We start from the raw sequence: 19179 nt of genomic DNA on the forward strand, positions 1-19179 counted from the left end.
GCCTATCTTTGAGTTTATTATTAGAATCTGCTCTCTCCGCTCCCCTTTCCTCGTGAGAAAATCCTTTCTGCTCATCGTTCCGGCCCTAGCTACTCTTGGCCTGACCCAGTGCCAGTCCAGCAAGCCCGCTACTTCGGCCGTTACTCCGGCCACTGAAGCCCCCGCAACGCCCCGGCAGAAGGAATATACGTACCAGACCGTTCCCGGCGACCCGCTCAAGGCCCGCATCTATACCCTCGACAACGGCCTGACGGTTTACCTTTCCGACTACAAAGACGCCCCGCGCATCCAGACGTACGTGGCTGTGCGGGCGGGCTCGAAGAACGACCCAGCTACCGCCACTGGCCTGGCCCACTACCTCGAGCACATGGTGTTCAAGGGTACCTCGCAGCTGGGCACCCAGAATTGGGCCGCCGAAAAGCCTGAGCTCGAAAAGATTGAGGCCCTTTACGAGCAGTACCGCAGCCAGCGCGACAACCCCGTCGCCCGCCAGAAAACCTACCACCAGATTGACTCCATCTCGGGCGTCGCGGCAAAATACGCCGTGGCCAACGAGTACGACAAGGTGATGGGCGCCATCGGCTCGCAGGGCTCCAACGCTTACACTTCGGTCGAGCAGACAGTGTATCAGGAGGACATTCCGAGCAATCAGCTGGAGAAGTGGGCCGCCATCCAGACCGAGCGCATGGGCGAGCTGGTGCCGCGCCTGTTCCATACCGAGCTGGAGGCCGTGTACGAGGAGAAAAACCGCGGCCTCGACAATGACTTCAACAAGGAGTTTGAGGCCCTGAACCGCACGCTGTTCCGCCAGCACCAGTACGGAACTCAAACCACCATCGGCACCATCGAGCATCTGCAGAATCCGTCTATCACGGAAATCAAGCGGTATTTCGAGGCCTACTACGTGCCCAACAACGTGGCCCTGGCCCTGAGCGGCGACCTAGACTACGACCAGACCATCCGCACGATTGACAAGTACTTCGGCCAGCTGAAGCGCAAGCCGGTGCCCGCCTTCACGGTGGCCCAGGAGGCTCCGCTAACGGCCCCGGTTATTACCAAAATCGTGGGGCCGAGTGCCGAGAACGTAATGCTGGGCTTCCGCTTTCCGGGCACCAGCACCCCCGACGCGCTGGTGCTGCGCATGATTGACAAAATTCTCAGCAACGGCCAGGCCGGCCTGATTGACCTCAACCTCAACCAGCAGCAGAAAGTGTTGCAGGCGGCTTCGTTCACCAACATCAACAACGACTACTCGGCCCACATCCTGTATGCCACGCCCCGCCAAGGCCAGAAGCTGGAGGAAGTGCGCGACCTGCTGCTGGCCCAGCTCGACAAGGTAAAGAAGGGCGACTTCCCGGAGTGGCTGATTCCGGCCATCATCAACAACGACAAGCTGCAGCGCACCAAGAGCTACGAGAGCAATGAGGCCCGCGCCGGCGCTTTCGTGGATGCCTTCGTGGCCCGCACCGACTGGAAGGACTACCTGCAGCAAGTAGACGACTTCGGCAAAATCACGCGCGCCGATGTGATGCGGGTGGCCCAGCAGTATTACGGCCCCGGCTACGCGCTGGTGTACAAGCGCACGGGCGAAGACCCCAACAAAGTGAAGGTGGTGAAGCCCGCTATTACGCCCGTACCCGTCAACCGCGAGGTATCGTCCGGGTTCTACAAGCAGGTGATGGCAATGTCGGCGCCGGAGTTGCAGCCAGTGTTTCTGGATTACAAGCAGGACATCAAGGAAACCAAGCTGGCCTCGGGTATCCCGGTGTTCTACACCCGTAACACCGAGAACAACCTGTTCAACCTGTACTACGTGCTCGATATGGGCACCAACACCAACCCGCGCCTGGGCTTGGCCACCGACTATCTGCAGTACCTGGGCACCGGCAAATACTCGGCCGCCGAGCTGCAGCAGGAGTTCTACAAGCTGGGCTGCTCGTTTGCCGTGCAAAGCTCCCAGGACCGCACCACCGTTAGCCTCAGCGGCCTCGACAGCAACATGGAGCCCGCGCTGGCGCTGTTCGAAAGCCTGCTGGCCGCGCCCAAGCCCGATGCCGCCGCCCTTAAAAACATGGTGGCCGGCGTGCTCAAGGCCCGCGAAGATGCCAAGCTCAACAAGGGCGTGATTCTGCAGCAGGCTATGGTGAACTACGCCAAGTACGGCGCCAAAAACCCCTTCACTACCCAGCTCAGCGAGAAAGAGTTGAAGGCCCTCAAGCCCGAGCAGCTCACCAGCCTCATCCAGAAGCTGCCGACGTATCAGCACCGGGTGTTGTACTATGGACCGCGCAAGGCTGATAACGAGCCATTGGCCGTTTATAAAGGACAGGACCCACGGCCGAATGGCAATGGTGTAGTAGGTGGTGGCTTGCTCTGGACACTTGATGCGCTGCACAAAACGCCCACTACCCTCACCCCTACCCCCGCCAACAAGGACTTCACCGAGCAGCCGTTGAATACGCCTAAGGTGTACTGGGTGGATTACAACATGGTGCAGGCCGAAATCCTGTTCCTGAGCAAAGGGCCCGTATTCGACAAGGGCATCGTGCCGACCACCAGCCTTTACAACGAGTACTTCGGGGGCGGCATGGGCAGCATCGTGTTTCAGGAGTTACGCGAAAGCCAGGCGCTGGCTTACTCGGCCTCCTCGCGCTTCTCCAACGCCGATAAGCTGGGCCGTAGCTCATATAATATGAGCTACATCGGGGCGCAGGCCGACAAGCTGCCCGAGGCCATGGCCGGTATGCAAACCCTGCTCACCGACATGCCCGCCGCCGAAGCCAACCTGCAGATTGCCAAGGCGTCTATCCGCAACAGCATCGCCACCGACCGCATCACCAAATCCGACATCCTCTTCAGCTACGAACGTGCCAAACGCCTCGGCCTCGACTACGACCTGCGCCGCGACGTGTACGAGCAAACTGCCAACATGAGCTTCGCCGACCTGCTCCAGTTTCAGCAGGCCCGCGTGAAAGGCCAGCCCCAAACCATCCTCGTCATCGGCTCAAAAGACCGTCTCAACTTCAAGGCCCTAGCCAAGTACGGTAAGGTTGAGCAGCTGACGCTGAAGGAGATTTTCGGGTATTAGAAATGGAGTTGAACGGATGAAAAAAGAACGTCATGCTTCATCTGGCGTCCGCGAAGCCGAAGCATCTTTACCGCAATGCTAACCCAGTCGTTGAGTTTACTACTACGGTAGAGATGCTTCGACTTCGGCTTGCGCCTTCGCTCAGCATGACATTCGTCTTTTTATCACCCAGCCCACCGCTTACCCACAATACACGCACTAACCTCAAAATACCTGTCACGTAACACCTGACACCTTTTTTTCAATAATGGCAGAGAAAATAACCATCAAGAACGGCAAGCTTAACGTGCCGGATCAGCCGATTATTCCGTTCATTGAGGGCGACGGCACCGGACCAGACATCTGGGCAGCGGCCGTCCGCGTAATTGATGCGGCGGTAGAGAAGGCCTACGACGGCAAGCGCAAGCTGGAGTGGAAAGAGGTGCTGGCCGGCGAGAAGGCCTTCAAGCAGGTAAATAACTGGCTGCCCAACGAAACGCTCGACGCCTTTCGCGAATATCTGGTGGGTATTAAAGGCCCCCTGACGACGCCCGTGGGCGGCGGCATCCGGAGCCTGAACGTGGCCTTGCGCCAGGAGCTCGACCTGTACGCCTGCGTGCGCCCCGTACGCTGGTTCGAGGGCGTACCTTCGCCCGTAAAGCGCCCTGAGCTGACCGACATGGTCATCTTCCGTGAGAACACCGAGGACATCTACGCTGGCATCGAGTACATGAACGGCACGCCCCAGGCCCAGAAAATGCTGGAATTCCTGCAGGATGAGATGGGCGTGAAGAAAATACGCTTCCCCGAAACGTCCTCGTTTGGCATTAAGCCGGTGAGCAAGGAAGGCACCGAGCGCCTCGTGCGCGCGGCCATCGAGTACGCCATCAAGCATAAGAAGCCCTCGGTGACCATCGTGCACAAGGGCAACATTATGAAGTTCACCGAGGGCGCGTTCAAAACCTGGGGCTACGAGTTGGCCGAAAAGGAGTTTGGCGACAAGGTGTACACCTGGGCCCAGTACGACAAGGTGCTAGCTAAGCAAGGCCAGGAAATGGCCGATGCCCAGCAGAAGCTGGCCCTCGACAGCGGCAAAATCCTCATCAAGGACAGCATTGCTGATGCCTTCCTGCAGCAGATTTTGCTCCGCCCTTCCGACTACTCGGTAGTGGCTACGCTGAATCTGAACGGCGACTACATCTCCGACGCGCTGGCTGCCATTGTGGGCGGTATCGGCATTGCGCCGGGCGCCAACATCAATTACGACACCGGCCACGCCATCTTCGAAGCCACCCACGGCACGGCCCCCAAGTACGCCAACCTCGACAAGGTGAACCCCGGTTCGGTTATCCTCTCTGGCGCTCTAATGCTGGAGCACCTGGGCTGGAACGAAGCCGCCGACCTTATCTACAAAGGCCTCGAAGCCGCCATCGCCAGCAAGCGCGTCACCTACGACTTCGAACGCCTCATGGAAGGTGCCACCCTGCTCAAGTGCAGCGAATTTGGCGACGAAATCATCCAGGATATGTAGTAGCTTGGTGCAAGCCAACTACCTCAACCGAAACCCCCACGTTGGCTGTAAGGCTGGCGCGGGGGTTTTGTTTACTTCCCTTAATTAGCAACTCAAAAATATTCTGTATCGGTTTCGCAACCGGTGTACCACCGGCAGATAACACCAGAATCAAAAAGTCCGGGCTTCCTTGAATGCGGCAGTCCAGCCTTTTCGATTCTGGTAAACTTTTAGGTAGTCTAGTCCGCTGAATCAGTCTGCGGCTGCCGCGCCTCGGGCTGTGGCTTCTCTGCCGACTCGGGCAACTGCAACGGCTCGGCCTTGTTGCCGGCCAGCTGGCGCTGCTGCTCCGCTTGTTTCTCGCGCTGCTCCTGCTGCGCCTGGGCCCGCGACTGGGGCACGTCGTCGGAACCGGCGGGCCAGCCTTCGCGCTGCAGCTTGCGGTTGCCGTCGGTAACTTCGGTCTGGTCGTGGAAAAGGATTTGCTGCGTCGGGAAGGGCATATCGATGCCAGCCTCGGTGAGCTTGTATTTGATGGCCGTCAGCACCGCGTCCTGCGAGTCCATGTAGTCGGCGCGGCGCGGCGGGTTGATCCACCAGCGGGCCCGGATGTTGACAGTGCTGTCGGCTAGCTCGACTACCAGGGCCTCGGGGGCCGGGTCGGACATGATATCGGCAACCGATTTGACGGCCTCCAGAATCAGCTGACGGGCCTTTTCAATATCGTCGCCGTAGCCAATACCGATATCGTACTGCAGGCGGCGCTTTTCGTAGGCCGTATTCACGGTAACGGCATTGATGAACAGCTCGGCGTTGGGAATAACCACCCGGCGGCCGTCGTAGGTTTTGATGGTGGTGGCCCGGGTCTGGATGGTTTCCACCGTGCCTTCGAAGTCCTTGTACTTGATCTGGTCGTTGATACGGAACGGCTCGGTGAGCAGCAGCAGCACCCCAGCCAGGAAGTTCTGGAAGATATCCTTAAACGCAAACCCGATGGCGACGCCCCCCACGCCCAGCGCGCTCAGCAGGCTGGTAGGCGTGAAGCTGGGAATCATGATGGTGAACATCACCAACACGCCCAGAATAAGCACGAATACGTAAGCCAGACGGCTCAGCAGCAGCGTTAGGCTCTGGCTCTGGTGGCGGCTGGCCGTGAAGCGCTGCACCAGCGACCGAACGCCCCGGGCAACAAAGATGAAAACGGCCAGCACCACCAGCCCGATAAGCAGGTTAGGCAATACGGCCATAAAGCTGCGGCCCATGTCGTTGAGCTTCTGCCAGGCAATAGAAAAATCCATACGAAGTCGGGGAATGAGGGGAAATGCGGGCCCTTGCGTAGCAGCCAGCAGTATAGCACACGTAATTGCCCGGCCAATAGTTGTAGTAGCCAGCAGTTCCGCATCGGCCCGACCGCTACTTTCTGCGTAGGCCTTACCATGACAAAGCTGCACACTGCCACCCCCAACTCTCCCCTTGAGCTACGCGACCGGCTGGCCATGGAGCGCACCCGCCTAGCCAACGAACGGACGCTGCTGGCCTACCTGCGCACTGGCCTGACGTTGGTTATTGCCGGTTTGACCTTCTTCAAGTTCTTTCGCAGCAGCGCGTATGTGTGGGCCGGCATATTGTTTCTGCCCCTGGGCCTGGGCATTGTGGCACTGGGCTGGCGGCGCTACCGGGTGCGCGCCCGCCACATCGAGCAGTTCGTGGCCGCAGCCGACGCAATGGCCTAAGTACCGGGCCTTTACTGTCCCCGCCTGCTGGTACATGATTATGTCATTTTGCATGATCAACTATGTATCAGCCCTATATAGAGGCAACTGCGTACAGATTCGGGTTAATGGCAATGAAATGGGATACAAGGCATTTTTCGGGGTAAGATACTTACCGAAAATTGTTGAAGCCGCAGGTAGGCGGGTAACAGCTGGCAGCTGGGAGTGAACCTCTTTTTTGACGCGAACGAAATATTGTTTTATCATTGGCGTCTCAACCACACTCCACAACCAAACCCTTCTATCTCATGTTCAAACCATCCTTTTCCGCCCTGGCCTACTTGGCTTTATTTGGTACTATTTCATTAGCGAGCTGCAGCAAAGACCAGCAGGCCGAGCCCAGCCAGCCCGAGCAGGTTACCCAGGACCAAGCCGAATTAGCCTACCCTGGCCAGACCGGGGAGCTGAAAACCGGGGAGTGGGGCGGCCAGCCCGTCAGCTACCAGGAAATCAACGGGGATAAAGTGTACGAAGGCGACATGCTGCTTACCAGTGAGCAGCTTACCACTGGCTCCGAAGGCGACCAACAGCGCCCTGGCAGCGCTGGCCGCACTACCGGCCGCTGGCCTTCGGGCATTGTATATTACACTATTGATGCTGCCCTGCCCAACCAGGCCCGCGTAACCGATGCCATTGCGCACTGGCAGGCCAACTCTCCCGTCCGGTTTGTCGCTCGCACCACCCAAACGGCCTACGTAACGTTCCGGGTTGGCTCGGGCTGCTCCTCCAACATAGGGCGCACGGGCAGCCGCCAGTACATCAACCTGGCTTCGGGCTGCAGCACGGGCAACACCATTCACGAAATCGGCCACGCCGTGGGCCTGTTTCATGAGCAGACCCGTAACGACCGCGACACATTCGTTAACATTCTCACCCAAAACATCCAGTCGGGCTACGAAGGCAACTTTAGTAAGTACTCGGCCCTGGGATACGGCGGTACCGATTACGGCGCCCTCGATTTTGGCTCCGTGATGATGTATGGCTCGTTCTCGTTCTCTTCGAACGGCCAGCCAACCATCACCAAAAAGGATGGCTCCACATTCAACATCCAGCGCACCGGCCTTTCGGCCGGCGACAAAAGCGGCATCGACGCCATGTACTAACCAACAGCCACGAGGCACTTTGTGGGCCTGCAAAGCACTCACCTAGCGCTTTTTTCAGATCGGGCGGCTTTCCTTCGGGGAGAGCCGCCCTTTTTTTGCCCGTTAGCCAGCATCAAAGCCCGGCCGTTTTGCGTTAGAGCATATCGGGGAATGGGTATGCCTGTGCCAGCGTCCACCTGCCGAAACACGACAATGGTAGTGTCTTTCGCCAACTCCCAATCCTTTTTTTGCCCAGCAGCCTCCAATCCATTTAACGTGTTTAAGCAGTACCTGCCGGCCTTTGGCCGTTTACTCCTATGCCTGCTACCGCTGCTATCGGCGGGGCTACCGGCCGAGGCCAAGCGCCGCCTGCGCTACACCGATTGGCAACTGGTTTTTCTGGAGGATTTTGATACCTACCGCGACGTGGCCGATATGGCTGCCCGTTCGCCCTGGCAGTTCACGCCCGACAATGGCCCAACGCTGTGGGGCAACCAGTACGAGGATCAATACTACGACCGGTCCGCCATTTCCTTGCGCGACGGCTATGCTTACCTCACGGCCCGTCCGCTGCCTCAGCCCCGCTCTTATGCGTTCCAGGTGGCCGGCCGCGATACGCTGAAGCAGCTGCACTTTGAATCGGGATGGCTAAGCTTGAAGCCCGAATTTGGAGCCGACCCCGCGCTGGGCGATACGGCGCGTTGGGCTGGCAACCGCGGCTTTCAGTACGGCCTGTTCGAAATTCGCTGCCGGTTTGGGGGCGGCGCAGGCACCTGGCCAGCCTTCTGGCTGTACAGCGGCCCTACCGAAATAGATGTGTTTGAAGGGGGTGCCGGCCGCGAGTACTCCAACACTGTGCACTACAACCCAGATACGCCGGCCCGCCACGAGGCCGCCAGCTTCTATTTACCAGCCTGGCAGGATCTGAGCAACGATTTCAACATTTTTTCTGCCATCTGGACGCCTACTGAAGTAACTTTTTACTTCAACCGTCGCCGGGTGCGCACAGTCCCAGCCAGCCGCTTACCCACTTTTCCGGCTCCAGCCACCGTCATAGTCAATCAGGCCGTGGTCACGTACTCCGACTTGGCCACTTGGCCCATAGGCCCGGATGGCCCTTATAGCAGCTTGGTCGTGGATTATATCAAAGTGTACAAGCTGAAGCCATAAAGCCACTCTGGAAAAGAAGTGTATTATCCAAATCTGGACTTGGCAATGGGCTGCCTCAGTTTCCACAAAAAAGCCCCAAAACCCTGCCTTACGGCTAGGAATTGGGGCTTTATTCGGTTTACGTCTCAGCCAGAAAGGCAGAGCCAAATAGTAGGCAGCAGCCTAAATCATAGGGCTGTCGCTGAGTAGCGTATTTACGGCCACATCTTGGTTCAGGTATTTTGAGGAATAACGGGTGTCGGGACCATTGATGAACATGGCGGTCTGGCCACCGATGGCTTCAATGATGGCGTCCTTCTGGTCCATGGGCAGGGCCGGGCAACCGAGGCTCCGGCCTAGGCGGCCGTTCTGACGAATGAATTCATCACTCACATAGTCGGCGCCGTGCATTACCACGGAGCGCATCAACGCATTCGTGTTATAGCCTTCATCGACGCCCGCCAGCTTGAGCGAGCGGCCATGCTTGCCCACATATTCGCCTTCGGTTACATAGAAACCCAAGCTGCTTTTGTTCGACTCATTTTCGTTGGAGAAAGTCGTGGCCATGTTCTCGCCCGAATTGCGGCCGTGGGCCACCAGCGTGTGGAACTTCACCTGCTTGGCCTCCAGATCAAGTACCCAAAGGCGCTTTTCGGTGGAAGGCAAGCTGAAATCGACTACTGTAAGCAGCTTTTTCTCGCTAAGCTTATCGGTTTCTTCCAAATTGAGGTAGCCGGTCATGGCCTTCTCAAACACCTCGAAAGTCAGGCCCTGCTGCTCCACCTGCAGGTCGCGGTATAGGTCGTGTACCTTCTGGTCGAAGACGGTGGCCTTGGAAACTACCACCGGTGCAGGTGCCGGCAGGCGTAGGCTGGAACCGACAACAGCCGCCTTTGAGCGCGTAACCGGTGCGGCCATCGGGGTAGCCATAAACAGGGCAGCCACAAAAGGCAACACCCGCCGCACCATACGGCGCGACTTCAGCTTGAGACGTTGCCGGCGAACTACACTTTTATTTTCCATCATCACGGTGTTTCAGTTACAGAAGGGGGCATTTCGCGCACGGAGCGCCCGCATATCAGTTATACGGAACAGGCGCCCCAGCGGTTGAACGCGCATAGAATTAGGCCTGATACTTATTAAACATAGCTCTAGCCAGATTGATTCCCCGGCTTAGGTTCAACCGGCCAAAGCACAACCACAACAGAGCAATACAACACCGATATATTACTATTTAATTACCGAATTTAGGACATGCTATTCCATGGCTTGCGGCCGACTCCGCACTGCGGCTTGCGGCCGACCGATTTCCCACCAATTTCCCCAATTCCCACATGCACACTTCTACAAACTCCTGGTGGCGCAAGCTTACGCTGGCCGCCGCTGCTCTACTTATATTGGGCGGCCAACCTGCCAAAGCCCAAAAAGTAGTTCTGCAGGGCTACTGGTGGGACTACTGGAACACCAATTACCCCAATGGCTGGGCCAACTACATTGCCCTGCTGGCTCCGCGCCTGAAAGCTATGGGCATCGATGCGGTCTGGCTGCCGCCCAGCATCAAGAACGGTAACCAGGGCAACGGCTACTCGCCCTTCGACAACTACGACCTAGGCGACAAGTACCAGAAAGGCTTCACGGCCACCCGCCTGGGCAACAAGGACGAGCTGCTACGGGCCGTAGCCGTGCTACACGCCAACGGCATTGAGGTGGTGCAGGACATCGTGCTCAACCACAACGACGGGGCCGGCTCGCAGACCGGCGGCGGCGGCCAGGACCCAGCAGCTTGGGAAGACTTCACTACCAGTAAGTACAAAAACTTCCGGTACGTGAGCTACAGCAAGCCTGCTACCGACGAAACGGCCGCCAACTACTTGGCCCGCAACGGCCGCTTCCCTAAAAACTGGCAGAATTTCACCCCCAATCCCGGCAACAACTCCACCTCCGGCGACCAGAACCAAGTGCTGTTTGGCCCCGACATCAGCTACTACAACGGCTCGTATGGGCAGAGTTCCAACGCTACCTTCAACCCGACCCAAGGGGCCGACTACATGCGCGCCGGCCAGCGCAATTGGCTGGTATGGTACAAGAAGCAGCAGGGCTTTGATGGGGTGCGCCTGGATGCAGTGAAGCACTTCCCCGAATTTGCCATGGAGGATTTCCTCTATAATATGCAGACCAATGCTGGCTGGGCCAACGGTGGGGCTACCATGTACGCCGTGGGCGAATGGGTAGGCAGCAGCGGCCAGATGGACAGCTGGGTGGCCAGCGTGCAGAACCGCGCCGGCACCTTCGACTTTTCGCTGCGCAACGCCCTGTACAGCATTGTAAGCGGGGGCGGCAACTTCGACCTAGGTTCGTTGCCGGGTTACCAGCAGAATGCCCGCGTGTTCAACATCAACGGCACGTTCGTGCACCGCACGGTACCATTCGTAAACAACCACGACACGTTCCGGCCCCAAGTAAGCACCAATGGCAATTACACCGGCTGGAATTCGGGCTCGGAGCTGGCCCCGCACATCGACCCGTTCGATCCGCGCCTCTCGGCCGCATATGCCGCCGCACTGGCTGTGGATGGCTCGCCCCAGATTTTCTTTGAAGACCTGTTCAATATCGGTAACACGGGCAAACGGTACTCGCACCAGCCCACCAGCACCGTCGACCTGCCGCAACGCTCCGACATTGAAAACCTGATTTGGTGCCACCAGAACCTGCGGTTCAAGGAGGGCGCGTACAAAGTGCGCTGGCAGGCCGCCGACCACCTCGTGATTGAGCGTAGCACCAAGGCCCTCATCGGCATCAACGACAACTTCAGCACTTGGCAGAACAGCACGGTCAGCACCGATTTTGCGCCCGGCACTGTGCTCAAGGACTACTCGGGAGCCAATGGCACTACTACCGTTACGGTGAGCGGCTCCCAAACCGTAACCATCAATACGCCGCCCTGCAATGGCACGGCCGCCGGTGGCCGACGCGGCTACTCGGTGTGGGCTCCTACGGGCATCGGCACCAACTACAACCGCCCCGCCATGCCCACCACCCAGGAGTGGGAGCTGGCCGACGATTTGGGCGACTCGCACCCTTCGTCGCTTAAGCAGGGCGGGCAGTTGCCGGCCTCGTCTACGGCATACCGCACGGCGGGCCGCATCTATGTACAGTCGGGCAAAACGATTACGTACACCCTGTTTCCGACCAACGCCACGCGCAGCCTAGCTGTGGAGCTGGTGAGCCCCTCCAATGCCATACTGAGCAGCAGAACCGGCACTGGCAACCTCACCGGCACCTATTCGCCCACCGCCACCGGCTGGATTACGCTGCGGGCCAAAAACACCTCCACGGCCAACCCCGCCCAGCGTGCATTCCTGAAAGCAACCTACACTGCCCCGGCCGTGCTCACGAGCGTTGCCCTGCGCGAAAGCGTTGTCACGTCCACTGCCGCAGCTGCCCCTACCGGCACCGATCTGATGGTGTACCCTAACCCTACCAGCGCCGGGCGCATCGACATGGTGCTCCAAACGCCCCGCGACCTGACCGCCACCCTGCGCCTCGTCGACCTCACGGGACGCCTCGTGCACGAGCAGTCGGTGCGGCTATACCCTGGCTCCAACGAGCAGCGCCTGACCCCGGGCCGTGCCCTGCCCGCCGGCGTGTACCAGCTGAGCGTTCCGGAACTGAACCTGAGCCGGAAAGTAGTGGTGCAGTAATCTTACGTTTTTTCACAAAGCAAAAGCCCCGCTGGAATGGTCCAGCGGGGCTTTTTTATATGCGCTGTTCTCTGGTTATGGCTTCTGTTTTTATTCACAGATAGCATCTTCGCTGTCTGATATCAGTATCAGTCCATCCGGATCATTCGGCAGAATTTTCACTCTGATAGAATCACCAATCTTATACTTTTCCGAAGCGACTCCATCGTTTTCATAAATGCGCCCTTCGTACAACAATGCAACTTTGGTTTTCCAGGTGCTTTTCAAATAATATGAATCTTTAACAACACCGCTGACACATACCCCATTACCCAATAAATCAGCCCTTTGCCTGCTTGTACGGATAGACAGAACAAGGAATCCTACTACCATTAAGATTCCCAACGCAGCTTGAATTTTAGCGCTCATACCGTTTCATCCATAGAAGGCACCTGCTGTCAACTTGTACAAAGGCACAACACCCTACAGCCACCCCTGCGCCGCCAGCCGCCGGGCCGCGCCAGCTCCGTCGAGCCACTTCGATTCGAGGCCGGGGCCGCTGAGGTAGAGGCAGCCACCTTCGCCTACTGCCCCGATGATGGCCCGGTATTGATCGGGGGGCAGGGCGGGGCAGCCGCGGCTGTTGCCGGCCTGGCCATGTTGCTCCATAAAAGCGGTGCTTACGTAGTCGGCGCTGTGCAGCACCACGTAGCGGCGCAAAGCATTATCGTTGTGGCCGGCATCTAGGCCGCGCAGGCGGCGCGAGAGGCCATGCTTGCCCCGGTAGGTATCCTGGGTGCGGTAGAAACCCAGGGCCGTGCAGGCCGACTTGATGGTATTGGAGAAGCGCCGAGCCTGCACGCCCTCGCCCGAGCCGCGGCCGTGGGCCACGGGGCTACGGTGGAGCACTTGGCCGGCCCGCAAATCGAGTACCCACAGGCGCGGCTCGGAGGAAGGCAAATCCATATCGGCAATGGCCAATATGCCTGGCCGGCTGATGCGGCCGGACTGCCGCAGGTTGAGGTAGCCCACGCAGGCCCGCTCCAGCACTTCAGGCCGCAACGCAGCGGCTTCCGGCCCCAAACGGGCGCGTAGCTCGGTTACAGCTGCACGCAACTCCGGCGACACGTTGGGCAGCGGCGCCAGCGGCGTGGAAGCCAGCGAATCGACGGCTGGTACGGGCGGCACTACCGGCGCTGATACCGGTATGGCCACTGTTGCACTCTGGCGGGCCGCTGCCACCTCGCCGCCCGCCGACTGGCACCCGGCCCCCAGCCCCATTAGGCCGAGTAACAGAACAGGAAGAAGGGAGTGCGGAGTGTAAAATTTCATAAGTAGCAGCAGGCTTGGGGCCAAAATGTGCATTTACGCCGCCGGATGCAAATAAAGAACGAGGCAAGTCGAAACATGACTCACAAAGAAGCCGCTTTCCGGAGTGGAAAGCGGCTTTCATATTTGCTGTTACCAGCGTTTGGCCGAACTGTGGGGCGTGGAGCGGGCGTGGGTGCGGCAGTGGGCCTGCGCTTTAATTTCCCGGTACCGCTGCCGGGTGCCCGGAGGTAGCGGCGGCGGAGCACCCGCATCAGACATTGGTTGGGTAGTGGTACTGGTGAAGGCCAGCCGAATGGCAGTTTGCGTATCGACGGAATTTGTAAAGGAGAAGAAAGACATGATGCAGAAGAAGTAAAGTTGAGAAATGAGCCTTGAAAAGCTCGTTTAAACTGCCGCTGTATTCAGGCGCATTGCCATCCCGAAACGTAGCAGAAAAGGGTACGCGTCGAACAAAAGGCCCTAGAAAAACAAGCTGGCGTTGAGCTTGGCGTAGAAGGGGGTGCCGGGCGTGAAGTGCAGCTCCGACACCGGCTCGGCCTCGTTGCGGAGGCGGGTGGTGGTATCGAACTGGGCCTGGTTCCACTCCACGTTCAGCAGGTTTTCGACGGAGGCACCCACCTGAAACCGGCTTTTGGTATAGCTCAACACGGCATCGAGCAGGAAGTAGCCTCTAGCCTGCACCGAGTTGTCCTCGTTGGCCGCCCGCGAATCGATGTGGCGGTAACGCAGGCTAGCGCCGAGGCCGCTGGGGGCCCGCAGCGTGAGGCCGCCAACGCTGGTGAGGCTGGGGGCCAGTGGAATCCGGTTGGCTCCTTCGGGTTCGTCTACCAGTCGGCCGCGGCTCAGGTTCAGGTCTACATCAGCAAACAGCAGGCGCGTGAGCTGGTAGCGGGCCGAAAGGTCGAAGCCCAGGCGGCGGGTGCGGCCGGCACTTTCCACTACGCCCTCGTCGCCCACATAGATCAACTCATCCTGCAGGTGCAGCGCCCACAGCGCGGCATTTATCACCAGCGCGGGCACCGGCTTGAACGTGCTGCCCACCTCGTAGCCGATGGCGCGGGGCAGTACATTGGCCGCCGCGTTGGTCACCACGGCCCGGGCATCGTTGGAGTGGAAGCCGAAACCTGAGCGCACGAACAGCTGCACGGCCGGATTCACATCGTAGTACAGGTTCAGCTTAGGGCTCACGCGCCCCTTGCCCGCCCGGCCCGATACTGAGTCGGCCGCCGCCCGGTCTTCGCGGAACGCGAAGCGGAAGTAATCGGCCCGCAGCGCGGCGTTGAGCGTGAGTCGGTCGGTGAGGCCGAGCGTTCCTTCGAGGTAGCCATTGAAGTTCTGCTCGTACACCCGTCCCGAACGAATCGTGTCGAGCACTACGCGGCGCGCCGAGTTACGCAGGGCAATGTGGGTGTCGTCGAGGCGGGTGCCCAGGCCGGCTACGGTGCGCAGCGTGCGGCTGCCCAGTTGCAGGTCGCGGCTGTAGGTGCCGGTGTAGCCGTAGAGGTTGCGCGCGTCGGTCTGCCGGATTCCATCACCGTTTACCGGGTCGTTTAGGAAGAACGTGAAGTTGGAGTACAGGTTGAAATCGTAGCGCGTGTAGTACACCTGCTGGCGCAGCACGGCGTTGTGGGGCAGGTCGGTGGTGAGCACGGCCGTGGCGTTGGTGCGGCTGGTAGAGCCGCCCTCGGTGGGGTCGATGCTGCCGAAGCGCGAAATCGTGCCGTCGTCGACACCGCGCTCCGGAATCTGGCCCGAGGCATCCCACTTCGAGGCGAACTGCGAGCCGAGCACCATCAGCGAAGAGCGGTCGGAGAGCTGGCCAGTGTATTTGGCCAGTCCATTAAAGCGCCTAAAGTCCTGCTTGGCGTCGAAGTACGAGTTGGCGAACGTGTACTCGCCGGCCACGTAGGCCGCGGCCTGCCGCTGGCCGGTGGGCCGCACCGGCAGCAGGTTCACCAGCGCTACGGCGCGGCGGGTGTCAAACTGACCTACTTCCAGTTTCACCTGGCTTTGGTCGAGGCGGGTCTTGGTGGTAAACTCGCCCGCGCCAGCCGTGGCGAAGTCGCCGAATCGGGCCGTATAGGGGCCTTTGTACACCCGCAATTGGTCCACGGTTTCCGGTATCACAAAGTGGAAATCGGCATAGCCCTGCCCGTGGGCGTGGCTGACCATATTCACCGGCAGCCCATCGATGCTCACGTTAAAGTCGGTGCCGTGGTCGGCGTCGAATCCGCGCACAAAAATCTGCTCGGCCTTGCCACCACCCGCATGCTGGGCAATCACCAGGCCCGGCACCAGCGGCAGCAGGTCCTGGGCCGAGTTCACGGGCCGCAGCAATCTATCGATGTTGGAAATAACGGCCAGCGACTGGTTGGGGTCGCGGGGCTGGGCCACGGTTACTTCGGCCAGCGTGAGCGAGGTAGCGGGCAGGCGCAGGGCCACAGTGGCGGTCTGGCCAGCAGCCACGGTTACAGTTTGCTGCCGTGCCGCGAGGCCCAGACCAGTGGCCCGCACCACGTAGGTTCCGGCCGGCAGCCCCGTCAGCCGGAACCTACCCAGTTCGTCGGCTACGGTGGCCTCTACGCGGTCAGCCAGCCGCACACTCACCCCACTCAGGGGCCGGCCCGAAGCCGAATCGGCCACGCTACCGCGTAGTACGGCGGTGTTCTGAGCACGAGCTTCGGCCCCGCACCCCCACGCTACCAGCATCGTGCCGGCAACGGTTATCCAATAAAAAAGGCGCATACAGCCGCAATACAACGCGCCGCGCACGGCCCAAGGCCCTTTAGCGGCGCGTCTGAGTCAGAAGATAAGTTGACAACGGCCCGCGCCAACGGCACAGGCCCACCTCCTGGTTAGGAGGCATATCCAATTATCCGCAACGGGGCGGCTGTTCCGGAATCGACCGGTTTCCGGCCGTTGTGGCCGGCTCGGCGGCCGGCTGATGCCCTACAAACTGCCGGAACTGTACCACTTGCAGGTGGGGCGTTTCGGGCAGGCAATGCAGATCGATACTCTTGGCCGACGCCAGTAGTTGGGCCGGCGTCGTGTTCTTGGTCTGGACCTCTACCGCCGACTGGTTGCCGTTGCAGGTATCGAAGCAGTCGAGGCGCAGGTAGTTCTCGTGCTGGCAGGCTGCGCTATGCCTATACGGATGCGCGGCAGTGGGTCCCGCCGGTTCAGGCCTCCCCACCAAGCCCGCGCCGATGCCTCCCAGGTAGGGTAGCAAAAGCAGCAGCAGGAGCAGGTAGCGGAGCATTTAGGGTTAGTCGTTGGTTGCTGGTGAAAAGGACGTCATGCTGAGCGTAGTCGAAGCATCTCTACCGCTTCGTTGCAGTAGTATTAGTATTAATTAGCGTTGCGGTAGAGATGCTTCGACTACGCTCAGCATGACGCTCTTTATTTCTTTTTCTACTCAACTCAGCCGTTCAAAAGTCCAGTAGGCGGCCATGAGGGCAATAGCTACCGAGGCGGGCACCAAAATGCGGCGCTTATACCAGGGTTTGTCGGCAGCCCAGCGGCCAATCAGCAGCCAGGCCAGCAGAATCACCGAAACTTGCCCCAGTTCCACCCCAATATTGAAGGCCACCAACGACTCGACAAACATGTTGGGTGGCAAACCCAGGCCGGTGAGGGCTCCGGCAAAGCCCAGTCCGTGCAGCAGTCCGAACCCGAACACCACCACAAGACGCCACGGATTCAGGTGCTCGACCACGATGTTCTCGATGGCCACGAACAGAATCGACAGTGCAATCAGGGGCTCAATCAGGCTAGCCGGTGGCGACACCACGCCGTACATGGCCAGCCCCAGCGTGATGGAGTGCGCCACCGTGAAGGCCGTAGCCTGCCAGAGCACCGGCTTAAGGCGCGGCTCCAACAGGTACAAACACAGCACAAACAGCACATGGTCGATACCCAGCGGTAGAATGTGGGTGTAGCCGAGCTTCAGGTAGGTGAAGAAGATATCGGTACGCGAGAGTTTGCTCAGATCCGCATCCAGCACGTGCGCATCGACCAGCCCCGGCAGCAACAGAAGCGCGGCAAGGAGTGGCAGGCAGCGAACGAAGCGAGTGGCGCGCATGAAGTGTCTTAATATGAAGGGTTGGTATTGGATTACCTGTCATGCTGAGCGAAGCAGAGCGCAGTCGAAGCATCTCTACCGCTTCGTTACAGTCAACAGGATTGCCATTGTAGTAGAGATGCTTCGACGGAGTTCAGCATGACACTGTTCTCATTTAGCAAACACCTTGGTCCTACCGCGTCGCCAGCAGCTTGCGGCCTTCCTCGGCAAGGTCGAGGCTGAGGTAGGGGTTGATGGCCAAGGCCTGTTTAATGAGGGCCTGCCCTTCGGTGGGGTTGCCATTTTTGGAGGCAATGAGGCCGGCGCGGCATAGTAGCACCGGGTTCTGGGAGTTGGTGCGGCGGGCCGCTTTCATATAGGTAGCGGCGGCCGGATATTCACCACGCTTGTACGAAACCCAAGCCAGGGTTTCGTTCACGTCGATGTTGTCTGGGCGTCGGTCGTATTCAATTTTGGCGTGTTCGAGGGCTTTGTCCAGCTCTCCGGTTTCGAGGTAGGCGTAGGCCAGCTCCCGGTCGGCGTAATGGCCCAGGTCTTCGTTCTCATCGGCCGCGTTGGCGTCCGAGGCGAGCATTCCGATGGCTTCGGCCTCCATTTTGCGGGCCTCGGCGGGTTGGTTGTTGAGCTGGTAGAGGGTGGCCAGTTCTTCGGCGAAAGTGTAATCCTTCACCGTATTGCGAGCCTGCTCCAGATACTTGATGGCTTCGGGGTAGTTGTTACGGGCCTGCTCTACGCGGCCCAGTCCGGCGAGTGCATAGGCGTAATACGGGCGGGCGGTCAGCGCCATCCGATACGCCTGCTCGGCATTGGTCAGGTCGCCGGTGGTTTCGTAAAGGTGCCCCAGCGTAATGCGGGCCCACTCGGTTTGCTCTAGGCCAGCGTAGCCAGCCTTTACAGCCATTTGCATGGCGTCAATAGCTCCCGGCAGGTCGCCGTGGATTTCGCGCAGGTACGAAACCCGCGAGTAGGAGCGCAAATCGGGGCGCACGGTATTCATCTTGTCGGCCATCTTAATGGCCTCCTCGTAGCGGCCCAGCTCCACATTAGCGTCACAGAGCAAGCCGTATACAAAGGCATTGTTTGGGTTCAGGGCCACAGCTTTTTCGGCAATGGCCAGCCCTTCCGAGAAGTGGTGTTGGGTCAGACTCAGCGAGGCTTTGCAGCACAGGGCCTCAAAGTTCTCGGGTTCGGCGCGCAGCACTTCGTTCAGCAACTGCATGGCGGCCGTATCATAGTACGGATGGTCGCCGGTTACGCGTGCTTCTTGCATGTAGGCCTGGGCCAGCAGCACTTTCGATTTCGTGTCGTCGGGTTTGGCGCGCAGGTTGGCCAGCAGGCCTTCAATGGCCGCTTTGGTGTTCACCCATTCGCCACCGGCCGCTAGGTCGCCGCGCCGCGCCCGCAACTGCGGTACAGGGTCAGGCGTGCGGGTCAGGTAAATGGTTACCCCAAGGGCCAGAAACAACAGGATAAGGGATGGGTAAAGGTATTTTCTCACGTACTCAG

Annotated in this window: 15 protein-coding genes; 6 read left to right on the forward strand and 9 right to left on the reverse strand. The window is 59.4% G+C overall.

Going from position 1 to position 19179, the window contains the following annotated elements; translation table 11 throughout:
- The first annotated feature begins 52 nt into the window (after positions 1-52).
- Together HW556_RS02410 and icd are read left to right on the forward strand one after the other, a co-directional pair.
- The gene (locus HW556_RS02410) at positions 53-3088 is read left to right on the forward strand and encodes a M16 family metallopeptidase (protein WP_317170464.1); all 3036 of its coding nucleotides are present in this window, start codon (positions 53-55) and stop codon (positions 3086-3088) included.
- A 247-nt stretch (positions 3089-3335) separates the two neighbouring features.
- On the forward strand, positions 3336-4598 hold the full coding sequence (icd, locus tag HW556_RS02415) for an NADP-dependent isocitrate dehydrogenase (RefSeq protein WP_176897641.1): 1263 nt from the start codon (positions 3336-3338) through the stop codon (positions 4596-4598).
- 218 nt (positions 4599-4816) lie between these two features.
- Here the strand turns inward: icd and HW556_RS02420 are convergent, their stop codons facing one another.
- The gene (locus HW556_RS02420; protein ID WP_176897643.1) at positions 4817-5875 is read right to left on the reverse strand and encodes a mechanosensitive ion channel family protein; all 1059 of its coding nucleotides are present in this window, start codon (positions 5873-5875) and stop codon (positions 4817-4819) included.
- 138 nt (positions 5876-6013) lie between these two features.
- Between HW556_RS02420 and HW556_RS02425 the strand changes: the two genes are divergently transcribed.
- From HW556_RS02425 to HW556_RS02435, 3 genes are all read left to right on the forward strand, one after another.
- Entirely contained in the window at positions 6014-6310 is a 297-nt protein-coding gene (locus tag HW556_RS02425) for a DUF202 domain-containing protein (RefSeq protein WP_176897645.1), read from the forward strand.
- A 287-nt stretch (positions 6311-6597) separates the two neighbouring features.
- Positions 6598-7452, forward strand: a complete 855-nt coding sequence (locus HW556_RS02430) for a M12 family metallopeptidase (RefSeq protein WP_176897647.1) — start codon at positions 6598-6600, stop codon at positions 7450-7452.
- Between the two features lie 255 nt (positions 7453-7707).
- The gene (locus tag HW556_RS02435; protein ID WP_176897649.1) at positions 7708-8601 is read left to right on the forward strand and encodes a glycoside hydrolase family 16 protein; all 894 of its coding nucleotides are present in this window, start codon (positions 7708-7710) and stop codon (positions 8599-8601) included.
- A 162-nt stretch (positions 8602-8763) separates the two neighbouring features.
- On the opposite strand, the gene HW556_RS02440 is transcribed toward HW556_RS02435, so the two are convergent.
- Positions 8764-9606: a murein L,D-transpeptidase catalytic domain family protein gene (locus HW556_RS02440; protein WP_246289496.1), complete on the reverse strand. Its 843-nt coding sequence runs from the start codon at positions 9604-9606 to the stop codon at positions 8764-8766.
- Between the two features lie 308 nt (positions 9607-9914).
- On the opposite strand from HW556_RS02440, the gene HW556_RS02445 reads away from it, so the two are divergent.
- Complete coding sequence (locus HW556_RS02445) at positions 9915-12281, forward strand: alpha-amylase family glycosyl hydrolase (protein WP_176897651.1); 2367 nt, start codon at positions 9915-9917, stop codon at positions 12279-12281.
- A gap of 90 nt (positions 12282-12371) precedes the next feature.
- On the opposite strand, the gene HW556_RS02450 is transcribed toward HW556_RS02445, so the two are convergent.
- From HW556_RS02450 to HW556_RS02480, 7 genes are all read right to left on the reverse strand, one after another.
- Positions 12372-12689 (reverse strand): hypothetical protein, encoded by a 318-nt coding sequence (locus HW556_RS02450; protein WP_176897653.1) that lies wholly within the window; start codon positions 12687-12689, stop codon positions 12372-12374.
- A 54-nt stretch (positions 12690-12743) separates the two neighbouring features.
- Positions 12744-13592 (reverse strand): murein L,D-transpeptidase catalytic domain family protein, encoded by an 849-nt coding sequence (locus HW556_RS02455; protein ID WP_176897655.1) that lies wholly within the window; start codon positions 13590-13592, stop codon positions 12744-12746.
- Between the two features lie 129 nt (positions 13593-13721).
- A complete protein-coding gene (locus tag HW556_RS02460; RefSeq protein ID WP_176897657.1) occupies positions 13722-13931 on the reverse strand; it encodes a hypothetical protein in 210 nt (69 codons plus the stop codon).
- A gap of 120 nt (positions 13932-14051) precedes the next feature.
- Entirely contained in the window at positions 14052-16337 is a 2286-nt protein-coding gene (locus HW556_RS02465) for a TonB-dependent receptor (RefSeq protein WP_176897659.1), read from the reverse strand.
- Positions 16338-16464: 127 nt separating this feature from the next.
- Positions 16465-16851, reverse strand: a complete 387-nt coding sequence (locus HW556_RS02470) for a hypothetical protein (RefSeq protein WP_176897661.1) — start codon at positions 16849-16851, stop codon at positions 16465-16467.
- Between the two features lie 156 nt (positions 16852-17007).
- Positions 17008-17673, reverse strand: a complete 666-nt coding sequence (locus HW556_RS02475; protein WP_176897664.1) for a HupE/UreJ family protein — start codon at positions 17671-17673, stop codon at positions 17008-17010.
- 172 nt (positions 17674-17845) lie between these two features.
- Positions 17846-19171 (reverse strand): tetratricopeptide repeat protein, encoded by a 1326-nt coding sequence (locus HW556_RS02480; RefSeq protein WP_176897666.1) that lies wholly within the window; start codon positions 19169-19171, stop codon positions 17846-17848.
- Positions 19172-19179 lie beyond the last annotated feature (8 nt).

This window comes from Hymenobacter terrestris (assembly GCF_013377905.1).
Taxonomy (GTDB): Bacteria; Bacteroidota; Bacteroidia; order Cytophagales; family Hymenobacteraceae; genus Hymenobacter; species Hymenobacter terrestris.